Raw genomic sequence first — 19,451 nt, 5'->3', positions numbered from 1 at the left:
ATCGCGTTATCGGACGCGGGCGTGTGCCATCCAGCAGAAGCTCAAGCTCGATCGGCCGGAACCGGTTAGGTACTCGGCCAATTCGCGTGGGCCCGCGTTGTCCACCAACTTCAGGCCGTGCGCGGTCAGGTGATCGGCCAGGGCGTTCGGGTCCAGGCCGGAGCGGATCGGTTCACCACGGGCGGCCAATCGGCGCAGGTATTCGGCGGCGCCCGGATATCGGCTCGGCTCGTCGATCGCACCCTGATCCCAATAATCGAAGACCACACTGGATCCGGCGCGGAAACGTGCGATTGCCGTCAGGGTCACGTCGACCTCGGGGTGGGTGAGGTAGGGCGCGACGCCTTCCCAGAGGAAGATCGTCCGCCGATCGCGTGCCACCTCGGCCGCGTCCAACACGTCGTCCAGCGACTGGTTGCCGAAATCCACCGGCACATAACGCACTTGCGCGGGCACCGCCCCGAAGGCGGCCCGCAGCCTGCGTTGCTTCCATTCCGCCGTGGCCGGATGATCCAGTTCGTACACCGCGACCGAACGCAACTCCGGCAATCGCTGCGCCCTGCTGTCCGCACCGGCACCGAGGATCACGACTTGTTCTGCGCCGGAACGGATTTCCCCGACGATCACCTGATCGAAGTACTTCGTCCGCGCGGTGACGTAGGCATACAATCCGGGCGCCTGCTGCTCGGCAGCCCACAGTAATCCGGCCCGCGCCAACGAGATTCGCAATCCCCACCGATACCAGGGGCTGATCAACCGCTCCGCGAAACGATCGGGATTGCGCAAGACCGAATCACGTGCCGCTGCCGCCCGCAGTACCGCGACCACTTCCGCGGTCCCGCTCCGCCCGGAATCACTCTGCATCCATCGAGCGTAATAACCGGAAACCCGTTGCCCCAGACGGCAATTTCTTGCCACCGATACTTGCCGCCGCTGGGAACGGGCGGATGACAGCGGCAGAAGCCCGGAAAAGGGAACAGCCCCCGAACCATACCGGTGCGGGCTTTCACCTGCACGGGTCCCGGTCGGACGGACCGGGGGCTCGGGGGCCGGGTGGCTGCCTGGAATTCGCTTCGCGCTCGCGCGGGTGAATTCCACCGGCAGCGGTGGCGCTAGCGGACAGCCACCTCACGTGTCCTATGAATAAGCATTCTCAGAACCACCTCCTTCCTCGTGTAACTACGAACTTAGCGAGGGTTCAGCGCGTCGGCAACGGAATTTCTCCACGGGCGGAACCGGCGGCAGATCCGGTCGGGAAAGCGGTTGTGAGCTGGCCTGATTCACTCAGGTGAATGATCACGTCGGCGCCGGCGCCGGGCGGAAGTTGATGTGTGACGACGATCACGGTTCGATCGGATTCGACGAGGCCGTCATCAGGATCGAGCAGGGCGCGCAGGAGGTCGGCGCCCGCGTCCGCCTCCATATGCTCGGTGGGTTCGTCGAGCAGCAGGACGCGCGCCGGGGATACGAGGGCGCGGGCCAACAGAATCCGGCGGCGTTGCCCACCGGATACGGCGGCGGCACCACCGCTCAACGCGGTGTGCACGCCATCTGGGAGGCCGTCCAGCCAGTCACCGAGACCCACTGCGCGCAACGCCTTTTCGGCCTCCGGCTCGGTGAGGTCGCCGCGTGCCACCCGCAGGTTCTCCAGCACCGAGGTGCCGAACAGGTGGGCGTCTTCGGCGAAGAAGGTCACGCCGGGGCGCGGGGTGTCGAAGAGCCCGGCCCAGGACATGAGCAGCGTCGTTTTGCCCGCGCCGCTCGGGCCGACGACGGCGATGCGGCGGCCGTCCGGGCGGTCGGGGAGGTTGTGCGGCAACGGGTTTGCCGCGCCGGTGTCGAGTGCGGTGAGCCGGTGCAGCGCGGCCCTGGCCGCGGTGAGCGCCTGCGCCGCGGCGGGCAGCGCGCCGACCGCTTCGAAGGCCGACAGCGGCAGCAGCACCAGCACGGCGAGCGCCATCGGGGTCATCGCGCCGGGCGCACCGCCGTTCGGGCCGTAGCTCGCGATGCCGACCAGCAGCGCGCCGAGCGCGCTCACCCCGACCGACAGCGGGGTCGCCGCGGCCGCCCAGGCGCTGCGTACGGCCGCGTCGTCCTCGGCCGCCACCGCATGCCGCCCGGCGGCTGTCGCGGCCGCGACAGCGGCATCCAGGCGCCCCGCAACCCGCAGTTCGGCCGCGTGGTCGAGCACGGTCAGCGCCTGCGCGGTGAACTCGGCCCGATCGGCCCGCACCGCCCGCTCGGATTCCCTTGCCGCCCTGGCGGACAGCCACGGCGCGACAATGCCTGCCACGGCGAGCGATACCGCGAGGATCGCCGCCCCACCGACCGCGATGGTGGCCAGCAGCCCGATCGCGAAGGCGGACAGCACGATCGCCACCGCGACGGGTACGAACACCCGCACCACCGCCGCGCCGAGATCGTCGATATCGCCGCCGATCCGCACCAGCAGATCGCCGCGCCGCAGCCGCTGGTCGCCGGAGGTACCCCGCCGCAGCCAGATATCGGATCCCGCGAGGGTGCGATAGACCGTGGTGCGCGCGGTCGTCATCGAGCGCAGCGCGACGTCATGGGTCGCCAACCGCTCGGCATACCGGCACAGTCCGCGCGAAATGCCCAGCGCCCGCACCGAAACCACGGCGACGCTGAGATCGAGCACCGGCGGCATCTGCCAGGCCCGCGCGATCAACCACGCCGCGAGCGCCGACAGACCGAGCCCACTACCCAATGCGAGCACGCCCCATCCGACCGCGACGGCGATCCGCCATGGCGATAGCGCGAGCAGCCGCCAGATGTGCCGGATATCCCGCAGCACACCGGATTTCGCATCGACGCCTGGGCGGTCAGCCGATCCGGCCGCTCCGGTAACTCGTACCGGCTGCCCGGCCCGCGAAGGGATGGGTGGCGAATCGATACGGGATGCGCTGCGACTCATGGCTTCTCCTCGCCGCAGCTGGGATCCGCCATGAGTCGATGACGCCGTGCCGACGAGCTTGCTCATACGGATACCGCTTCGGGATGTTCGAGTGCGGTGGCGCGGACCGGGACGATATGGTCGGCGATGGCCAGCACCGACGGCCGGTGCCCGATGACGACGACGGTTGCGCCGCTGCGAGCGCGCTGTTCGATGGCGGTCAATACCGTTGCCTCACTGTCGGAGTCGAGGTGTGCGGTGGGCTCGTCCAGCAGCAGGACGGGACGGTCCGCGGCGAGGACGCGGGTGAGGGCGAGGCGCTGGCGTTGGCCGAGGGACAGGCCGACGCCGCCCGGACCGAGTTCGGTATCCCAGCGGTGCGGCAGTTCGTCCAGTACGGTATCGAATCCTGTTGCCACACAGGCCGCTTCGAGGTCGTCCGCGATTCGGGCCGCACCGTGGGCGGTGGTGTGCGCCGCCCGCGCACCGAGCAGTTCGATGTTCTCCCGCAGCGTGCCGGGAACGAGGACCGGGCGCTGCGGTAGCCAGGCCACCCGGGACCACCACGTGCCGGAGTCCAGCTCGCGCACATCGACCCCGTCGATGCGCACCGAACCCCGATCCGGCTCGATCAACCCCAGGATCGCTTGCAGCACAGTGGATTTACCGCTGCCATTGGGGCCGGTGAGCACCGTGATCTGTCCCGGGCGCAGCACCGCGTCCAACCCGTCCGGCGCGAATCCGTCGCGCGAACCGACCGTCAGCCCGCGGATCTCGATAACCGCACCGACGCCGCCTGGATCACCGATCCGCGAGACCATGCCGCTCCCGGTGCGCGATTCCGGGCCACGACGGGCAGCCGAATCAGCCGGTGCCACAACCGCACCGGGTAGTCGAGACCCGGCCGATCCGGCACCCCGGCCAACGCCGGACTCGTCGGCCGTCGCGCTCACCGCCGGAGGGTTTTCGTCGGGCTCACCGTCGGCCTCGGGCTCCAGGACCGCGAAAGCCTTGTCCGCGGCGGCCATTCCGTCCTGGGCCGCGTGGAAGCGTTCGCCGACGGTGCGCAGCGGCCAGTAGACCTCCGGGGCGAGGATCAGCGCGACTAGACCCGCATACAGGCTCATCTCGCCGAAGACCAGCCGCATGCCGATCGAGACGGCGACCAGCGCGACACACAGGGTCGCGAGCATTTCCAGCACCATCGAGGACAGGAACGCGATCCGCAGCGCCCGCATGGTGCGCTGCCGCAGCGCGTCGCCGAGTTGCCGGACGCGATCCGCCATGGTTCGCGAATCCTGCTGCGCCGCAGTGGATCCGGCCTCCCGGCCGAGGGCGCGCAGGGTCGGCATACCGGCGAACAGATCGAGCATCTGATCCGAGAGCCGGGTGGTGGCCGCGAGCGTCGCCTCGGCGCGGCCCTTGGTGAGCAGACCGATGAGGATCATGAAGACCGGAATCAGCGGCAGCGTAACCACCGTGATCAGACCCGAGATCGGATCGTGGATCGCGATCACCGCCATGACGATCGGCGGCACCAGCACGGCGAGCAGGAGCGCGGGGATGTACCCGACCAGATAGCCGCGCAATCCGGATAGTCCACTGCCGACTACGACCGCCAATTCCGTTCGACGCGTTTCCAATTCGCGCGGCGGCAGCTTCGCCCCGGCGACCAGCACCGCCGTCTCCAACTCGGTGACGACGCTCGCGCCCGCCCGGTGCGCCAGCCGCGACTGCCACCAGGTGGCCAGCGCGCGGACCGCGACGGCGAGGGCGAGTATCACCAATTCCGTTGTCCACGAATCGATCGAACGCCTACCCGGGTCGGTGATCACTCCGGCGAGCACCCTGGCGAGCGCGATCGCGGTGACCACGATCGCGCCCGTGATGACCAGGGACAGCGCGACACTCGACGCCAGGTAGCGGCGGGCCGAACGCGCATACCGCCACAGGCGCGGATCAACAGGCGGGCGAGCCATTTTCAGTCCTTGACCGATCCCACCGACAGGCCGATCGACGCCGGAATGTGTGCGACGGTGATCCGTTTCCGGAACACCCAGTAGGTCCAGCCCTGATAGAGCAGCACCACCGGGGTGACCAACACCGCGGCCCAGCTCATCACCTTCAGCGTGTACGGCGTCGACGAGGCGTTGTGGATGGTCAGGCTGTACGCCGCATCGATGGTGGACGGCAACACATTCGGGAACAGCGAGCCGAACAGCAGCGCCGTGGCCGCCGCGACGGTGACCGTCGTGCCGAAGAAGCCCCAGCCGTCCCGATCGGTGAAGGCGGCCGCACCCGCGCCGACGAGCCCGATCACCGCCAGCGCCAACGGAATCCAGGTCCAGTCGGCACCGTAGGACAGCTGCGTCCACAACCCGAACGCACCGACGACCACCGCTGTCGGCGCCAGCAGCAGTCGCACCGTGCGCTGGGCGTCGGCCCGGTAGTCGCCACCGGTCTTCAACACCAGGAAGGTGGCGCCGTGCAATGCGAACAGCAGCGCGGTCGCGAGCCCGCCGAGAATCGCGTACGGGTCGAACAGATCCCACACCGATCCGGCGAATTGCTTGTGCTCGTTCAACGGAACGCCGCGCACCACATTGGCGAATACCCAGCCCCAGGCCAGCGCGGGCAGCCAGGAACCGAGTCCGATGCCGAAATCGCAACGGGCACGCCAGCGCGGATCGTCGATCTTGCCGCGGTATTCGATGGCGACGACCCGCAGAATCAGGCCGACGAGCAGTAGCAGCAGCGCGAGGTAGAAGCCGGAGAACAGACTGGCGTACCACTCCGGGAAGGCGGCGAACATCGCGGCGCCCCCGGTGATCAGCCAGACCTCGTTGCCGTCCCACACCGGCCCGATCGTGTTGAGCGCCACCCGCCTTCGCACATCCTCGCCGCGGCCGAGGATCGGCATGAGCATCCCGACGCCGAAGTCGAAGCCCTCCAGCACGAAGTAGCCGGTGAACATCACGCCGATCAGCAGAAACCAGAATTCTTGCAGGCTCATTTCGCGCTCCTAGTAGGCGAAGGAAAGCTGTTCGACGGCGGGCTCTTCCGCAGGCGCCGATCCACCGTCACCCGAATCATCGGATCCGGTAACGGGTTTGGGCTCGGGTCCGGCGACGGTGTAGCGGCGCATGAGGTAGAACCAGACCACCGCGAGCACGCCGTACAGCAGGGTGAAGGTGATCAGCGAGACCAGCACCGTGCCCGCGGTATGCCCGGATACCGCCTGCTGCACCGTCATTCGCAGATTCGGGTCGCCGGTCGGGTTGGGCGCGACAACCCATGGCTGGCGGCCCATTTCGGTGAACACCCAGCCCGCGCTGTTGGCCAGGAACGGCGTCGGGATGATGAGCAGGCTCAGCCAGCCGAACCACCGCTGATTCGGTACCCGGCCCCGCCGGGTGAGCCACCAGCCGAGCAGCACCAGCAGTGCCGAACCGGCCGAGAGCCCGATCATGGCGCGGAAAGACCAGTATGTGACAAAGAGATTCGGGCGGTAGTCGCCGACGCCGTACTTCTCGTTGTACGCCTTCTGCAGGTCGATGACGCCGTCCAGCTTGACGCCGGTGAATTCGCCCTTGGCCAGCCAGGGCAGCACGTACGGCACCTCCAGCACATGGGTGACGCTGTCGCAGTTGTTGTGCGTGCCGACGGTGAGGATGGAGAAGTCCGGATCGGTCGCGGTGTGGCACAGCGATTCCGCGGAGGCCATCTTCATCGGCTGCTGTTTGAACATCAGCTTGCCCTGCACATCGCCGGTGTATACCAGCGCTATCAGCGAGGCGACCATGAGCAGCAGCGAGACGCGGGCGGCGGGCCGCCACATCGAACGCGCCTCGGCCAGTTTGTCTTCCGTGCCGCTGCGCGCGTTGCGGACCATCCACCAGCCCGCGATGCCCGCGACGAAAGTGGCCGCAGTGAGCAGAGATCCGGCGACGACGTGCGGAAAGGCCGCCAGCGCAGTGTTATTGGTGAGCAGCTCGCTGATGCTCTTCAGTTCGGCGCGCCCGCGTTCGGCGTTATATGTCGCGCCGACCGGATGCTGCATGAACGAGTTGGCCGCGATGATGAAGTAGGCGGATGCGTTGACGCCGATGGCCACCATCCAAATCGCGCCCAGGTGCAGCAATTTCGGTAGTCGGGTCCAGCCGAAGATCCACAGTCCGAGGAAGGTCGACTCCATGAAGAAGGCGACGAGACCTTCCAGGGCGAGCGGTGCGCCGAAGACGTCGCCGACGAATCGGGAGTATTCGCTCCAGTTCATGCCGAACTGGAATTCCTGGACGATGCCGGTGGCGACGCCGAGTGCGAAGTTGATCAGGAAAAGTTTCCCGAAGAACTTGGTCAGCCGGTACCAGCGCTCTTTCCCGGTGATGACCCAGGCGGTTTGCATGCCGGCGACGATCGGGGCGAGTCCGATGGTGAGCGGCACGAATAAGAAGTGATAGACGGTCGTAATACCGAACTGCCAGCGTGATACGTCAACCGCAGACAACTTCGTCCTCCTGCCGATCTACGACATGACGTAGTAATACTACGTCGCGGCAGGGTCGAACCAAGTGAGGCCTAGGCCACGACACACCGGGACTTTCGTCGTCTACCAGTACATTCGTTGGGCTCTGGCAGATCGGATAGGACGGAGATCACCCAGACCTCCGTCCGGCTCACCAGTCACCGACGGCCCCGGCGCGCGCGACGCCGCGATCGACGAGTTCGATGATCTCCCCCGCATTGTCCGGCGCCGACATGCGCAGCCCGTCCAGTGAATTCACCCGTGCGGCCAGCGCGATGGACGAGAGCATCCAAATGCTGTCGCAGGTAAGCAGATCGGCGGTGAACAGCGAATCGTAGCGGCACTGCCACCCGGCCTTCTCGGCCTCGACGAACAGCGCGCGCTGCGTAACACCCGGCAGCACACCGTTTTTCGCGGGCGGGGTGATCAGCGTCTTATCCCGCGCGATCACCACGGTGGAGCGCGGACCCTCCAGCACCCTGTTCTCGGTACTGGTGAAGATCACGTCATCGGCGCCCATCCGATGGGCGAAGCGCAACGCCGCCATATTGGTGGCATAGGACAGCGTCTTCGCGCCGAGCAGCTGCCACGGCGCGGCCTGCGCCAGATCGACGGAGATACCGCGGGAAAGGGTCACCACCGAGACGCCGTCGGTGCGCGCGACGCTGATCCGCGCGGGCACCGGCAGCACCAGAACGAAGGCGGTCGGCGTCGGGACCGCGGGCGCCAGGTCGCCCCCCGTGACATCGGCGGGCACCGCGGACTGCTCGCTGTCGCGGCCGCGGGTCAACACCATCCGCAGCACACCCTCGCGATCGGCGCCCCACTCCTTGGCCGCCCGCTCCACCGCCTCCCGCCAACGGCCGAGTTCGGGCTCGGGTAGATCGAGCGCCTGCGCCGAGCGGCGCAGCCTGCCTAGATGAAATTCGATGGCGCAGGCGTTACCGCCGCGCACCAGCACCGTTTCGAAAACACCGTCGCCACGCAACACCGCCATGTCGTCGGCAAACAACAACGGTGCGTCCGGGTCCAGGACCGCGCCGTCGAGTGTTACAAGAACTCGATCCACCATGGTCCTACCGTAGGGCACGGGAGCCCAGCTCGAGGAGGTAAAGAACAGGGCGAACGGGATCGGCGGCCGGGAGCCGTTCCGGCTTGTCGAACTGCACAATTCGCCACCGCGATCCCACGGCACATACGCGCGCCGAACAACCTGGACGAGACCGGCTTACCGCAGGTCGGCCGGTCGTGCCGAACGGGCCGAGCTCCCGCGCCGGGCACTCGCATAGAGTGGTGGACGTGTCCGTGGTCGTTGCGCCCAGTCCTCTGCTCAGTGTTCCTGGAGCCGTCGCGGGAGCGGCCGGCTCGCCGGATGCCGCCGTCGCGTGGCATTACGGGGATCCGTTCGGTGAACAGCGGGCCGCCGCGCAGCGGGTCGCGATCGTCGACCGGTCGCACCGATTCGTATTGAGCATCACCGGCGCCGAACGCCTGACCTGGCTGCACACCATCTCCAGCCAGCACGTCGCGAACCTCGGCGACCGGCAGTCCGCCGAGAACCTCGACCTCGACCTGCAGGGCCGGATCCTGCACCACTTCGTGCTCACCGAACTCGACGGCACCGTGTGGATCGATACCGAGGCCGACCGCGGACCCGCACTACTGGACTTCCTGACCAAGATGGTCTTCTGGGCCGACGCCAAACCCGAAGCCGCCGAATACGCGGTGCTGAGCCTGCTCGGCCCGCGCGTCACCGAGCTGACCGCCACCCTCGGCATCGACGAGCTGCCGCCCACCTACGCGGTGGTACCGGTGCCGGGCGGCGGCTTCCTGCGCCGGATGCCTTGGCCGACAAGCGATTCCTTCGACCTGGTGATCCCGCGCGCCGAATTGGGCTCCTGGTGGGCGAAGCTCACCGCCGCGGGCGCGGAGCCCGCGGGCATGTGGGCGTTCGAGGCGTTGCGGGTCGCCGCGGTGCGCCCGCGCGTCGGCCTCGACACCGACGAGCGCACCATCCCGCACGAGGCCCGCTGGATCGGCGGCCCGGCCGAATACGGCGCCGTCCACCTGGACAAGGGTTGCTATCGCGGGCAGGAGACCGTCGCACGCGTGCACAACCTGGGCAAACCGCCGCGCCACCTGCTGCTGCTGCACCTCGACGGCTCGGCCGACGAGCGCCCGGCCACCGGCGACGATGTGCTGGCCGGCGGCCGCGCGGTCGGCAGGCTGGGCACCGTCATCGACCATTTCGAACTCGGCCCGATCGCGCTCGCCCTGATCAAGCGCACCGTCCCCGCCGATACCGCGCTCACCGCGGGCCCGGCGGCCGCCGCGATCGATCCGGATTCCATACCCGCCGACGACGCGCCGCAGGCCGGACGCGCCGCGGTGGACCGGCTACGCGGGCGTTGATGCGCGACGCGACCGGGTTCGCCGCGGGCAACACCCGACGATCGGCCGTGCGAAACGTCCACTCCCACCGAACCGGCTCTGGCGGCCGACGGTCGGGCACCGGTATATCCATGCCGGTAACCGGCGTTGCGACGCTCCCGTGCGCCGTAAAGGCCGCCCGCCGAGATCATCGATGCGCGCCGGACCCCGGAGGCGCGCCACCCGATCGGTGCGGCGCGGAGAGGAGCGACGTCGATGAAAAGTGCTGACTCTGCAAGGGTTACGGCCGTATGCGTGGTGCACGCCGAGATCGAGGTGCCCGGCAGCCGTGTCGGGCGCAGCGCGATCGATAAACGACCGGTGCCGGGCCGGGTGCCGGTGCGCGCGCTCGGGCTGGACGGCGATCACGTCTGCGATACCACGAACCACGGCGGCGTGCACCAGGCCGTCTACGCGTATGCCGACGAGGACGCGCGGCGCTGGGGCGATGAACTCGGCCGCGAACTGCCCGCGGGCTGGTTCGGCGAGAATCTGCGCATCACCGGGCTCGCGGTGAGCGATGCGGTGATCGGCGCCCGCTGGCAGATCGGCGACACCCTGCTGGAGGTGAGCGCACCGCGCGTCCCGTGCGCCACCTTCCAGAAGTGGTCGGGTGAGGAGCGCTGGGTGAAGCGGTTCACGCTGCGGGCCGATACCGGCGCGTACCTGCGCGTGCTGACGGAGGGCACCGTCGGCGCGGGCGATGCGGTGCACATCGTGCACACCCCGGACCACGGCGTCACGGTACGCGACCTGTTCACCGGCGCCGACCCGGATCTGCTCGCGATTCTGCTGGCCGCCGAGCCGACGGTGTCCGACGATGTGCGCATGCAGGTCGCGCGCCACGCCCGCCGCCACGCCAATTCCCGACGAGCCGCGGTGCGCGGCCGCGAAGGGCACCGGGAGCACCGCGAATCCGATACAGATAAGACGGGAGTCAGCTAAGTGAGTGTGGAACTGGTCGAGGTCGTTCGCTCCGGATTCCGTGAGTGTGTGCACCGTGGGTCGGTCGTGATCCTCGGCGCCGACGGCGAGCCCCGGCTGGAACTCGGCGAGGTGCATTCGCCGATCTTCCCGCGCTCAACGAATAAACCGATGCAGGCAATCACCCTGCTGCGGCACGGTTTCGAGCCGCTCGACGACGCGGAGTTGGCCATCGCGGCCGCATCGCATTACGGGGAGCCGGATCACGTCGAGTTGGTGCGCCGCCTGCTCGACCGGTTCGGCTTCGACGAGAAGGCGCTGGCGTGCCCGCCGGACTGGCCGTCGGAGGAGCGCGCCAGGGCGAATGCGGTGACCGCGGGCGAGCAGCGCCGGATCTATATGAACTGCTCCGGTAAGCATGCCGCGATGCTGGCCACCTGTGCGATCAACGGCTGGCCCACCGAGGGCTATCTGAGCGAGGCACATCCGTTGCAGCAGGCCGTGATCGCCACCGTCACCGACCTCACCGGCGAGCCGGAAACCGATCTCGGCATCGACGGCTGCGGGCTGCCGATCATCCCGGTTTCGCTGATCAACCTGGCCCGGGTCTTCGCGACGATGGCCACCGCCGAACCCGGCTCGCCCGAGCGGCGAGTCGCCGATGCGATACGCACGAATCCGCGAGTGATTTGCGGCACGAACGGACCGGACCTCTTGGCGATGACCGCCACACCGGGGCTGGTGTGCAAGATCGGCGCCGACGGTGTGCACGCGGGTGCGCTGCCCGACGGCACCGCCTTCGCGTACAAGATCGAGGACGGGCACGACCGCGCCCGAATGCCGTTGACGCTGGCCATTTTGCAGCGCATGGGAGTCGAATGGACCGATGCGCATACCGAACTCGCGGCACCGGCGGTGCTCGGCGGCGGGGCGCGGGTCGGTGTGATCCGCGCGATCCCGGGCGCGCTCTAGTTCGCACGGCCGGGGGCGACAACCGGGCAAACGGCACCAGTTCGAGAGTTCTTCACCCACTCCTGGAAGCGCTACCGTCAGAAGCACGCTAAAGTGTCTGTCAGGAAGAGTATTAATTCGAACGGGGCCGCCAACAAACCCCAGGCCGCCCCGCAGTGACGCGAGGGGGTCAGCCATGGGCCGTGGCCGGGCTAAGGCAAAGCAGACCAAGGTCGCACGCGAGCTCAAGTACAGCTCGCCATCGACCGACTTCGCGAGCCTTCAGCGCGAGCTCTCGGGAAACCCCACCCACAGCGGTGGCGTGCTGTCCGATGAGCACGACGCGGACGAGTCCTTGTCCCGCTGGGACCAGGACGACGACTACGACGACTGGCGCCGCTGACTCGGATCTACGCTGAAGGGGGAGGCCCGACCGGCCTCCCCCTTCACCGCGTTTGATAACGAGGTTTGCGGACTTCGCCTTAGTGGCTTGCAAAAGCAACGTCCCGCATCGTCGCGATGCGGGACGTTGGTATGTGCCGACAACGCCGCGATCCGGGATCCCTTCCTAGTCCCGGACCACGGTTCGTCGGCGCGGCGGCGGACCCGATCGCCCACGGGCACAGCTGGTCATATCCGACCCGGAAATCCGATACTTCGGCCGAGTCGTGTTCGAGGCCTTGCGAATTGCGCCGAAGCGCTCGGTCATGCCGAAATGTGGCGTGGGGCCGCGACTTTCGGGCGCGACCCCATCGCACGGACTAGAACCGAGGGTGATCGCCGACCAGGACGGCGCGCACCGAATCGGCATCCTTCGCCTTCTTGACGGTGCCGAGCGTCCAGCATTCGATATGCCGGGCGGTGAGCACCGCGAGGGCGCGGTCGACATCCTCCGGCGCGACGACGGCCACCATGCCGACGCCCATGTTGAAGGTCTTCTCCATTTCGACCCGCTCCACCCGGCCGCGCTGGGCGATCATCCTGAACACCGGCGCGGGATTCCAGGTGCCGCGGTCGAGTTCGGCGAACAGGCCAGCCGGGATCACCCGGCCGAGGTTGCCCGCCAGGCCGCCGCCGGTGACGTGCGCGAAGGTGCGCACATCGGTCTCGGCGATCAGCGCGAGGCAGTCCTTGGCGTAGATGCGGGTCGGCTCGAGCAGTTCCTCGCCGAGGGTGCGGCCGAATTCCTCGACATGCCCGGTGAGCGACATGCGGTCGATCTCCAGCAGCACCTTGCGGGCCAGGCTATATCCGTTGGAGTGCAGACCGGAGGAACCCATCGCGATGACGACGTCACCGGGGCGCACCCGATCGGGTCCGAGCACCGAATCCGCTTCGACCACACCGACACCCGTCGCGGACAGGTCGTAATCGTCGGGGCCCATCAGGCCGGGATGTTCGGCGGTCTCGCCGCCGAGCAGCGCGCAGCCCGCCTTCACACAGCCCTCGGCGATACCCGAAACCAGCTGCGCGACCTTCTCCGGCACCACTTTGCCGATGGCGATGTAGTCCTGTAGGAAAAGCGGTTCGGCGCCGCACACCACCAGATCGTCGACGACCATCGCGACCAGGTCGAGGCCGACCGTGTCGTGCTTGTCCATGGCCTGTGCGACGGCGATCTTGGTGCCCACCCCGTCGGACGAGGCGGCCAGCACCGGTTCGCGGTAGCCACCCTTCAGTGCGAACAGTCCGGCGAAACCGCCGAGTCCACCCTGGACCTCGGGTCGGCTCGCCTTCTTCGCCAATGGTGCGAACAATTCGACAGCGCGATCACCCGCCTCGATGTCCACGCCGGCCGCGGCATACGAGGCGCCACTGGGGGTCTGTTCAGTCATTTTCGGGGAAAGCTCCAAACCGAATCGGCGGATAGATGCCTGATCACGCTACCGGAGCCGGATAACGGCCCGGCACCTGACATGGTTCCCCGGCTTGACGCCGTCCCGCCGGGGAACCGCCCGTCAGTCGACCACGGTGGCGAACAGCGATGTGGTCGCGGCTCGCCGCCTGCGCTGCTCGACCGGATCGGGCACCGGTACGGCGGCGACCAGTCGCTGGGTGTACTCCTCCTGCGGGTTGCGCAGAATGCGATCGCGATCACCCTGTTCGACGACCGCGCCGTTGCGCAGCACCACGATCCGGTCGGCCAGTTGATCGACCACCGCCAGGTCGTGGCTGATGAACAGGCAGGCCCAGCCGCATTCGCGCTGCAGCTTGCCGAACAGTTCGAGCACCGCCGCCTGCACCGAGACGTCCAGCGCGCTGGTCGGCTCGTCGGCGACCAGCAGGTCCGGGTCGAGCACCAATGCCCTGGCCAGGCTGGCGCGTTGACGCTGACCGCCGGACAGCTCATGCGGGTAGCGCCGCTCGGTGCCCGCGGGCAGCTGCACGTCGTCGAGCAGATGCTTGACCCGTTCGCGGATCTCCGCCGGGGTGCCCGCCTTGTGCACGATCAGCGGTTCGGCGACGCAGTCGCCGACGGTGAGCCGCGGGTTCAGCGAGCTGGCCGGATCCTGGAAGACGAAGCCGAAGCGCCGCCGGATCGGCCGCAGCTGCCGCTGTGACAGCTGCGCGATGTCCTGGCCGCGGATCTTCACCACCCCGGAGCTCGGACGCTGCAGCGCCGCGACGCAGCGGCCGATGGTCGACTTGCCGGAACCGGATTCGCCGACCAGACCGACGGTTTCGCCCGGCCGGATGATCAGGTTCACATCGTCGACCGCGCGGAACGGGGCACGGCCGAACGGGCCGGGAAATTCGACAACCAGGTCGCGGACCTCCAGCACCGGCTCGGCGGTGGTGTCCGCCACGAAGGACCCGTGCGCCAACTGCTCGGTGCCCAGATGCGGCACGGCAGCGAGCAGCTTGCGGGTGTACTCCTCCTTCGGGCTGGCGAACAGTTCGTCCACCGATGCCTGCTCGACCACCTTGCCGTCGCGCATCACCACGACCCGGTCGGCCAGGTCGGCGACCACGCCCATGTTGTGCGTGATCAGCACGATGGCGCTGCCGATCCGGTCGCGCAGATCGCGCAGCAGCTCCAGGATCTCCGCCTGCACGGTGACATCGAGTGCGGTGGTCGGCTCGTCGGCGATGATCACCTTGGGCTCGCACGAGATGGCGATGGCGATCATCACGCGCTGTTTCTGCCCGCCGGACAGCTGATGCGGGTAGTAGTCGACCCGATGCTCCGGATCGGGCAGCCCGACCATGCGCAGCAGCTCGACGGCCCTGGCCTTGGCGGCTTTTCGGGACATATCGCTGTGCGCCCGCAGCGCCTCGCAGAGCTGGAACCCGATGGTGAACAGCGGATCCAGCGCGCGCCCCGGCTCCTGGAACACCATGGAGATCTCGCCGCCGCGCAGCGCGGTGAGCTGCTTCTCGCCCATCGAGGTGATCTTGTCGGCGCCGAGCGTCACCAGGCCACGCACCCGCGCCGTCTCCGGCAGCAGGCCGATGGCGGTGCGGGAGCTCACCGATTTACCCGAGCCGGATTCGCCGACGATGGCGAGCACCTCGCCCGGATACACCTCGTAGGAGACGTCGCTGACCGCGTGCACCGGACCGGCGTCGGTGGCGAAGGTGACCGAAAGCGATTCGATGGACAGCGCGGGACGACGCTGTTGCGGGTCCGTACTGGTCATCGGGCCGCTCCCTCCCCTGTTCCGGATTTCTCGGTGGCGCTTGCGTTTTCCGCATCGGTCTCGGCGGATTCCGTTGCCGCGATGGATGATTCATCGAATCCCGGGACATCGACCGGAACCAGCAGCGCCGCGGTGTCGTCCGCGACGGTCGCCGGGCCCAGTGCCCGCCGGGTGCGCAGCAGCGGGTTGAGTACCTCGTTGAGGCTCTCGCCGACCAGCGTCATCCCGAGCACCACCAGGACGATGGCCAGACCGGGGAAGATACCGGTCCACCAAATCCCGTTGGACACATCGGAAAGCGCCTTGTTGAGGTCGTAACCCCATTCGGCCGCCTGGGTGGGCTCGATACCGAAGCCGAGGAAGCCGAGCGCGGCCAGGGTGAGGATGGCGTCACCCGCGTTGAGGGTGACGATCACCGGCAGCGACTGGGTGACGTTGGCGAGGACGTGCCGGAACATGATTCGCATCGTCGACGCTCCGGTCACCCGGGCCGCGTCGACGAAGGGTTCCTGCTTCACCGCGACGGTCGCATTGCGCACCACCCGGAAGTATTGCGGCACATAGATCGCCGTGATCGCGACGGCCGCCGAGAGCACGCCGCCGAAGCTGCTCGAATTACCGCCGGCCACCACGATGGAGACGACGATGGCCAGCAGCAGCGTCGGGAAGGCGTAGATGGCGTCCATGAACGTCACCAGGATCCGGTCCACCCAGCGGCCGACGTACCCGGAGATCAAACCCAGTGGCACGCCGACGAACAGCGAAAGGATCAGCGAGATGACGATCACCAGCAGCGCGGTGCGCGCACCCCAGATGACCCTGGAGAACACATCCTCGCTGCGCACCGAGGTGCCGAACCAGTGCGCCGCCGACGGAGCCTGCTGACTCACGAAATTCACGCCGTCGGAAGAGCTTTGGGACAGGCCGTACGGCGCGATCCACGGTGCGAGCAGCGCGACGATCACGAACAGCGCGACCAGGCCGACGCCGAGCACCAGCGTGGCCCGCTGCACCCCGACGGTCATCGCGAACAGCCGCAGTCCCGGTATCCGCCTGCGCCGCACCACCGGTGGGACGCTGGGCAGTACCGCGGGCTCGCTGACTATTTCCGGAGCGGTCATCAGAACCTCACCCTCGGATCGACCATGGCGACGATGGCGTCCACCACGAAACTCATCACCGCGACCACCAGCGCGATGAACGCGACAATCCCCTGCACCGCAACGAAATCGCGGGCCTGCAGGTATTGGGTGAGCTGATAGCCGAGGCCCTTCCATTCGAAGGTGGTCTCGGTGAGCACCGCGCCGCCGAGCATCATCGCGATGTACATGCCCATCACGGTGATGATCGGGATCAGCGCATTGCGCACGGCATGCCGTCCGGTGACCACCCTCGTCGAAAGTCCGCGCGCCCGTGCGGCTTCCACATAATCGCTGCGCAGCGTCTGGATCAGGTTGATCCGCACCAGCCGCAGGAAGATACCCGCCGTGAGCAGGCCGAGCGCGATCGCGGGCAGCACGGCGTGTTTCAACACGTCGAGCAGATATCCGGTGTCGCCGTAGAGGATCGCGTCGATGACCATGACGTTGGTCTTCGGCGAGACATGCTGCAGCGCCAGCTCCACATTGGTGCTGGCCCGGCCCGCGACCGGCAGCCAGCCCAGCTTCACCGCGAACACCAGCTTCAGCAGCAGGCCGACGAAGAACACCGGGGCCGCGTACGCGAGCACCGCGAACAGCCGCAGCCCCGCGTCGGTGGTCGAATCTCGGTGCGTCGCGGCGTATCTGCCGAGCGGAACACCGACGGCGAATGCTACGACGAGTGCCCAGAACACCAATTCCAAGGTCGCCGCGCCGTAGGTGGTGACGACCTCGCTGATCGCCCGATTGTCTTGGGAGCGGCCGAAATCCCCGCGCAGCAGTCCGGAGATGTAGTCCCAATACTGCGAAAGGATCGGCCGGTTGAAACCGGCCGCCGCCTTACGCGCCTCGATCTGATCCGGTGGGAGCCGCCCGCCCATCGCGGCGCTGATCGGATCGCCGACCACGCGCATCAGGAAGAAGACGACGGTCACCAGGATCCACGCGGTGACCGGCATCAGCAACATCCGCACACCCAAATAGCGCACCAGGGCCCCGTATCGGGAACCGCTGCCGCGCAACACCTTTGACCGAGCAGGAGCCGGGGCGGCCGGCTCCTGCTCGGTTGTCGTCGATGAGCTCACTTGCTCAGAACCGTGTAGCGGAACTTGGTGGACGGATCCAGCGTCGACTTCACGCCCTGCACGGCCTTGGTCGCCACCGCGATCTGCTTACCCGACAGCAGCGGAACGATCGGCAGGTAGTCCTTGGCCAGGTCGTACTGCACCTGCTTGAGGATGGCGATCCGCTTGTCCTGGTTGGTCTCCGCCTTCTCCGCGTTCAGCTGCGCGGTGATGGCCGGGTTCTCGAAGTGGTTCTGCAGGAAGTTGTTCGGGCCGAAGAACGGGGTCAGGTAGTCGTCCGGATCCGGGAAGTCCGGGAACCAACCCATTTGGTAGACCGGGTAGCCGTCGCGCGCCCGCTCCTTCTGGTAGGTCACCCATTCGGTGGCCTGCAGGTTGATCTTGAACAGCCCGGACGCCTCCAGCTGCGATTTGATCGCCGCGTACTCCTCGGCGCTGGTGCTGCCGTAGTGGTCCGGGTTGTACTGCAGGTTGATCTCGACCGGCGTCGCGACACCGGCGTCGGCCAGGAACTTCGCCGCCTGCGCCTTGTTCGGCTTGGCGCCGTAGATCTCCTTGAACGGCTCGGTCGCACCCGTATAGCCCTGCGGCACAGACGAATACGCGGGCTGGTAGCTGCCCTTGTACACGCCGGTGGACAGCGCGTCCCTGTCGACCGTCGAGGTGACCGCCTTGCGGATGGCCAGCTTCTGTTCCGGGGTACCGCCCGGCTGGGTGTTCAGGTTGAACACCATGTAGCGCAGCTCGCCACCGGGACCTTCGTGAATGGTCACTTTGTCGCTCTTCGCGAGCGATTCCATATCGGTCGGCGTCAGGCTGCGGTAGGCGACGTCGATATTGCCGTTCTGGATGTCGAGCTTGAGATTGTCGGTGCTGGCGTAGTACTTGGCCGAGACGGTGTCGGTCTTCGGCTTACCCAGGATGCCCTGGTAATCCGGATTCGCCTTGTACTCGACCAGCTTGTTCTTGTCGTAGCTGGCGATGGTGTACGGGCCGGAGTAGCCCTTGGCCTTCGCCACATCCTCGTCGGCGGCCAACTTGTCCGGCGGGAAGACCTTTTCGTCGATGATCTCGCCGGCCTGGGTCGGCAGGATCGCCGGGAAGGTCTGGTCGTTGGCCTCCTTGAGGGTGAAGGCGACGGTGGTGTCGTTGACGACATCGGTCTTGTCCAGATTGCCGAGCAGCGAGGCAGGACCGTTCGGATCGTTGATCTTCAACATCCGGTCGAAGGAGAACTTGACGCTGGTCGCGGTCAAGGGGTTGCCGTTGGCGAACTTGAGCCCCTTCTTCAGGGTGCACGTGTACACCGTCGGCGAGGTGAATTCGCACTTCTCCGCGGCGTCCGGCTTCGGCGTCGTCTCGCCCGGTGCGAAGTTCAGCAGGTACTGATAGACCTGGGTCTCGACAATGTATGAACCCTGGTCATAGGCCGCGGCCGGATCCAGCGAGAAAATCTTGTCCGTCGTGCCGATCACCAGGCCGGCACCTTCACCGCCCCCGGTCCGTCCGGACCCACAGCCCGCGACCGCGGATGCGACCAACGCCGCTAACCCGACGGCGGCGATACCCGTTCGGTATCGCTCCCCAGGCTTCCCAGAAACCAACATGAGGCCCCTACTATCTCGAGCGCGCCTCCCCGCACGCTCCCTGGATCACAGGCACGGCGATGGGCGCGATGAACTTCCGATCTGACGGGCACGGTACCCACGATCCATTTCCGAGACGTTGCGTTTTCAGAGAAAAAATCACGTCCCGGTAAGCGGCCATTACCGGAAGCGCATCACCGAGGGCGCTCAATCGGGCATATGTCCAGGTCCGGGCCACTTACGGTTTGGTGATGTC

The 19,451-nt window shown here is 67.4% G+C and carries 15 protein-coding genes; 4 read left to right on the top strand and 11 right to left on the bottom strand.

What is annotated here, in order from left to right; genetic code table 11:
- Positions 1 to 6: 6 nt before the first annotated feature.
- From LGY53_RS17825 to LGY53_RS17800, 6 genes are all read right to left on the bottom strand, one after another.
- Positions 7 to 864, bottom strand: coding sequence for an SAM-dependent methyltransferase (locus LGY53_RS17825; RefSeq protein WP_225727787.1), 858 nt, complete (start codon positions 862 to 864; stop codon positions 7 to 9).
- Between the two features lie 334 nt (positions 865 to 1,198).
- Positions 1,199 to 2,935, bottom strand: coding sequence for an ATP-binding cassette domain-containing protein (locus LGY53_RS17820; RefSeq protein ID WP_255664323.1), 1,737 nt, complete (start codon positions 2,933 to 2,935; stop codon positions 1,199 to 1,201).
- A 62-nt stretch (positions 2,936 to 2,997) separates the two neighbouring features.
- Positions 2,998 to 4,893 carry a thiol reductant ABC exporter subunit CydD gene (gene cydD, locus LGY53_RS17815; protein ID WP_225727786.1) on the bottom strand — a complete coding sequence of 632 codons (1,896 nt, stop codon included), beginning with the start codon at positions 4,891 to 4,893 and terminating at the stop codon, positions 2,998 to 3,000.
- Positions 4,894 to 4,895: 2 nt separating this feature from the next.
- Positions 4,896 to 5,927, bottom strand: a complete 1,032-nt coding sequence (cydB, locus tag LGY53_RS17810) for a cytochrome d ubiquinol oxidase subunit II (RefSeq protein WP_225727785.1) — start codon at positions 5,925 to 5,927, stop codon at positions 4,896 to 4,898.
- Positions 5,928 to 5,936: 9 nt separating this feature from the next.
- Positions 5,937 to 7,421 (bottom strand): cytochrome ubiquinol oxidase subunit I, encoded by a 1,485-nt coding sequence (locus tag LGY53_RS17805; protein ID WP_225727784.1) that lies wholly within the window; start codon positions 7,419 to 7,421, stop codon positions 5,937 to 5,939.
- Between the two features lie 169 nt (positions 7,422 to 7,590).
- Entirely contained in the window at positions 7,591 to 8,511 is a 921-nt protein-coding gene (locus tag LGY53_RS17800; RefSeq protein ID WP_225727783.1) for an aminodeoxychorismate lyase, read from the bottom strand.
- 221 nt (positions 8,512 to 8,732) lie between these two features.
- On the opposite strand from LGY53_RS17800, the gene LGY53_RS17795 reads away from it, so the two are divergent.
- The 4 genes from LGY53_RS17795 to LGY53_RS17780 all read left to right on the top strand — a co-directional run bounded on the left by LGY53_RS17795 (position 8,733) and on the right by LGY53_RS17780 (position 12,147).
- Positions 8,733 to 9,851 carry a folate-binding protein YgfZ gene (locus LGY53_RS17795; protein WP_374111196.1) on the top strand — a complete coding sequence of 373 codons (1,119 nt, stop codon included), beginning with the start codon at positions 8,733 to 8,735 and terminating at the stop codon, positions 9,849 to 9,851.
- A 234-nt stretch (positions 9,852 to 10,085) separates the two neighbouring features.
- Positions 10,086 to 10,814 carry an MOSC domain-containing protein gene (locus tag LGY53_RS17790; RefSeq protein ID WP_225727781.1) on the top strand — a complete coding sequence of 243 codons (729 nt, stop codon included), beginning with the start codon at positions 10,086 to 10,088 and terminating at the stop codon, positions 10,812 to 10,814.
- Entirely contained in the window at positions 10,815 to 11,765 is a 951-nt protein-coding gene (locus LGY53_RS17785) for an asparaginase (RefSeq protein WP_225727780.1), read from the top strand.
- A 175-nt stretch (positions 11,766 to 11,940) separates the two neighbouring features.
- Positions 11,941 to 12,147: a DUF3073 domain-containing protein gene (locus tag LGY53_RS17780; protein WP_167471785.1), complete on the top strand. Its 207-nt coding sequence runs from the start codon at positions 11,941 to 11,943 to the stop codon at positions 12,145 to 12,147.
- Positions 12,148 to 12,505: 358 nt separating this feature from the next.
- Here LGY53_RS17780 and purM read toward each other — a convergent pair whose 3' ends face one another.
- The 5 genes from purM to LGY53_RS17755 form a co-directional block, all read right to left on the bottom strand.
- Positions 12,506 to 13,579 carry a phosphoribosylformylglycinamidine cyclo-ligase gene (gene purM / locus LGY53_RS17775; protein ID WP_225727779.1) on the bottom strand — a complete coding sequence of 358 codons (1,074 nt, stop codon included), beginning with the start codon at positions 13,577 to 13,579 and terminating at the stop codon, positions 12,506 to 12,508.
- 123 nt (positions 13,580 to 13,702) lie between these two features.
- The gene (locus LGY53_RS17770; protein ID WP_225727778.1) at positions 13,703 to 15,385 is read right to left on the bottom strand and encodes an ABC transporter ATP-binding protein; all 1,683 of its coding nucleotides are present in this window, start codon (positions 15,383 to 15,385) and stop codon (positions 13,703 to 13,705) included.
- The gene (locus tag LGY53_RS17765; RefSeq protein ID WP_374111195.1) at positions 15,382 to 16,506 is read right to left on the bottom strand and encodes an ABC transporter permease; all 1,125 of its coding nucleotides are present in this window, start codon (positions 16,504 to 16,506) and stop codon (positions 15,382 to 15,384) included. The genes LGY53_RS17770 and LGY53_RS17765 overlap by 4 nt, the downstream gene beginning before the upstream one ends.
- Positions 16,506 to 17,516: an ABC transporter permease gene (locus LGY53_RS17760; RefSeq protein WP_255664337.1), complete on the bottom strand. Its 1,011-nt coding sequence runs from the start codon at positions 17,514 to 17,516 to the stop codon at positions 16,506 to 16,508. The genes LGY53_RS17765 and LGY53_RS17760 overlap by 1 nt, the downstream gene beginning before the upstream one ends.
- A gap of 89 nt (positions 17,517 to 17,605) precedes the next feature.
- Positions 17,606 to 19,216 (bottom strand): ABC transporter substrate-binding protein, encoded by a 1,611-nt coding sequence (locus tag LGY53_RS17755; RefSeq protein WP_225727777.1) that lies wholly within the window; start codon positions 19,214 to 19,216, stop codon positions 17,606 to 17,608.
- Positions 19,217 to 19,451 lie beyond the last annotated feature (235 nt).

Source organism: Nocardia sp. JCM 34519.1 (assembly GCF_020361265.1).
Taxonomy (GTDB): domain Bacteria; phylum Actinomycetota; class Actinomycetes; order Mycobacteriales; family Mycobacteriaceae; genus Nocardia; species Nocardia arthritidis_A.
The sequence above is the reverse complement of the archived record's forward strand: the minus strand, read 5'-3'. Positions and strand labels throughout refer to the sequence as shown.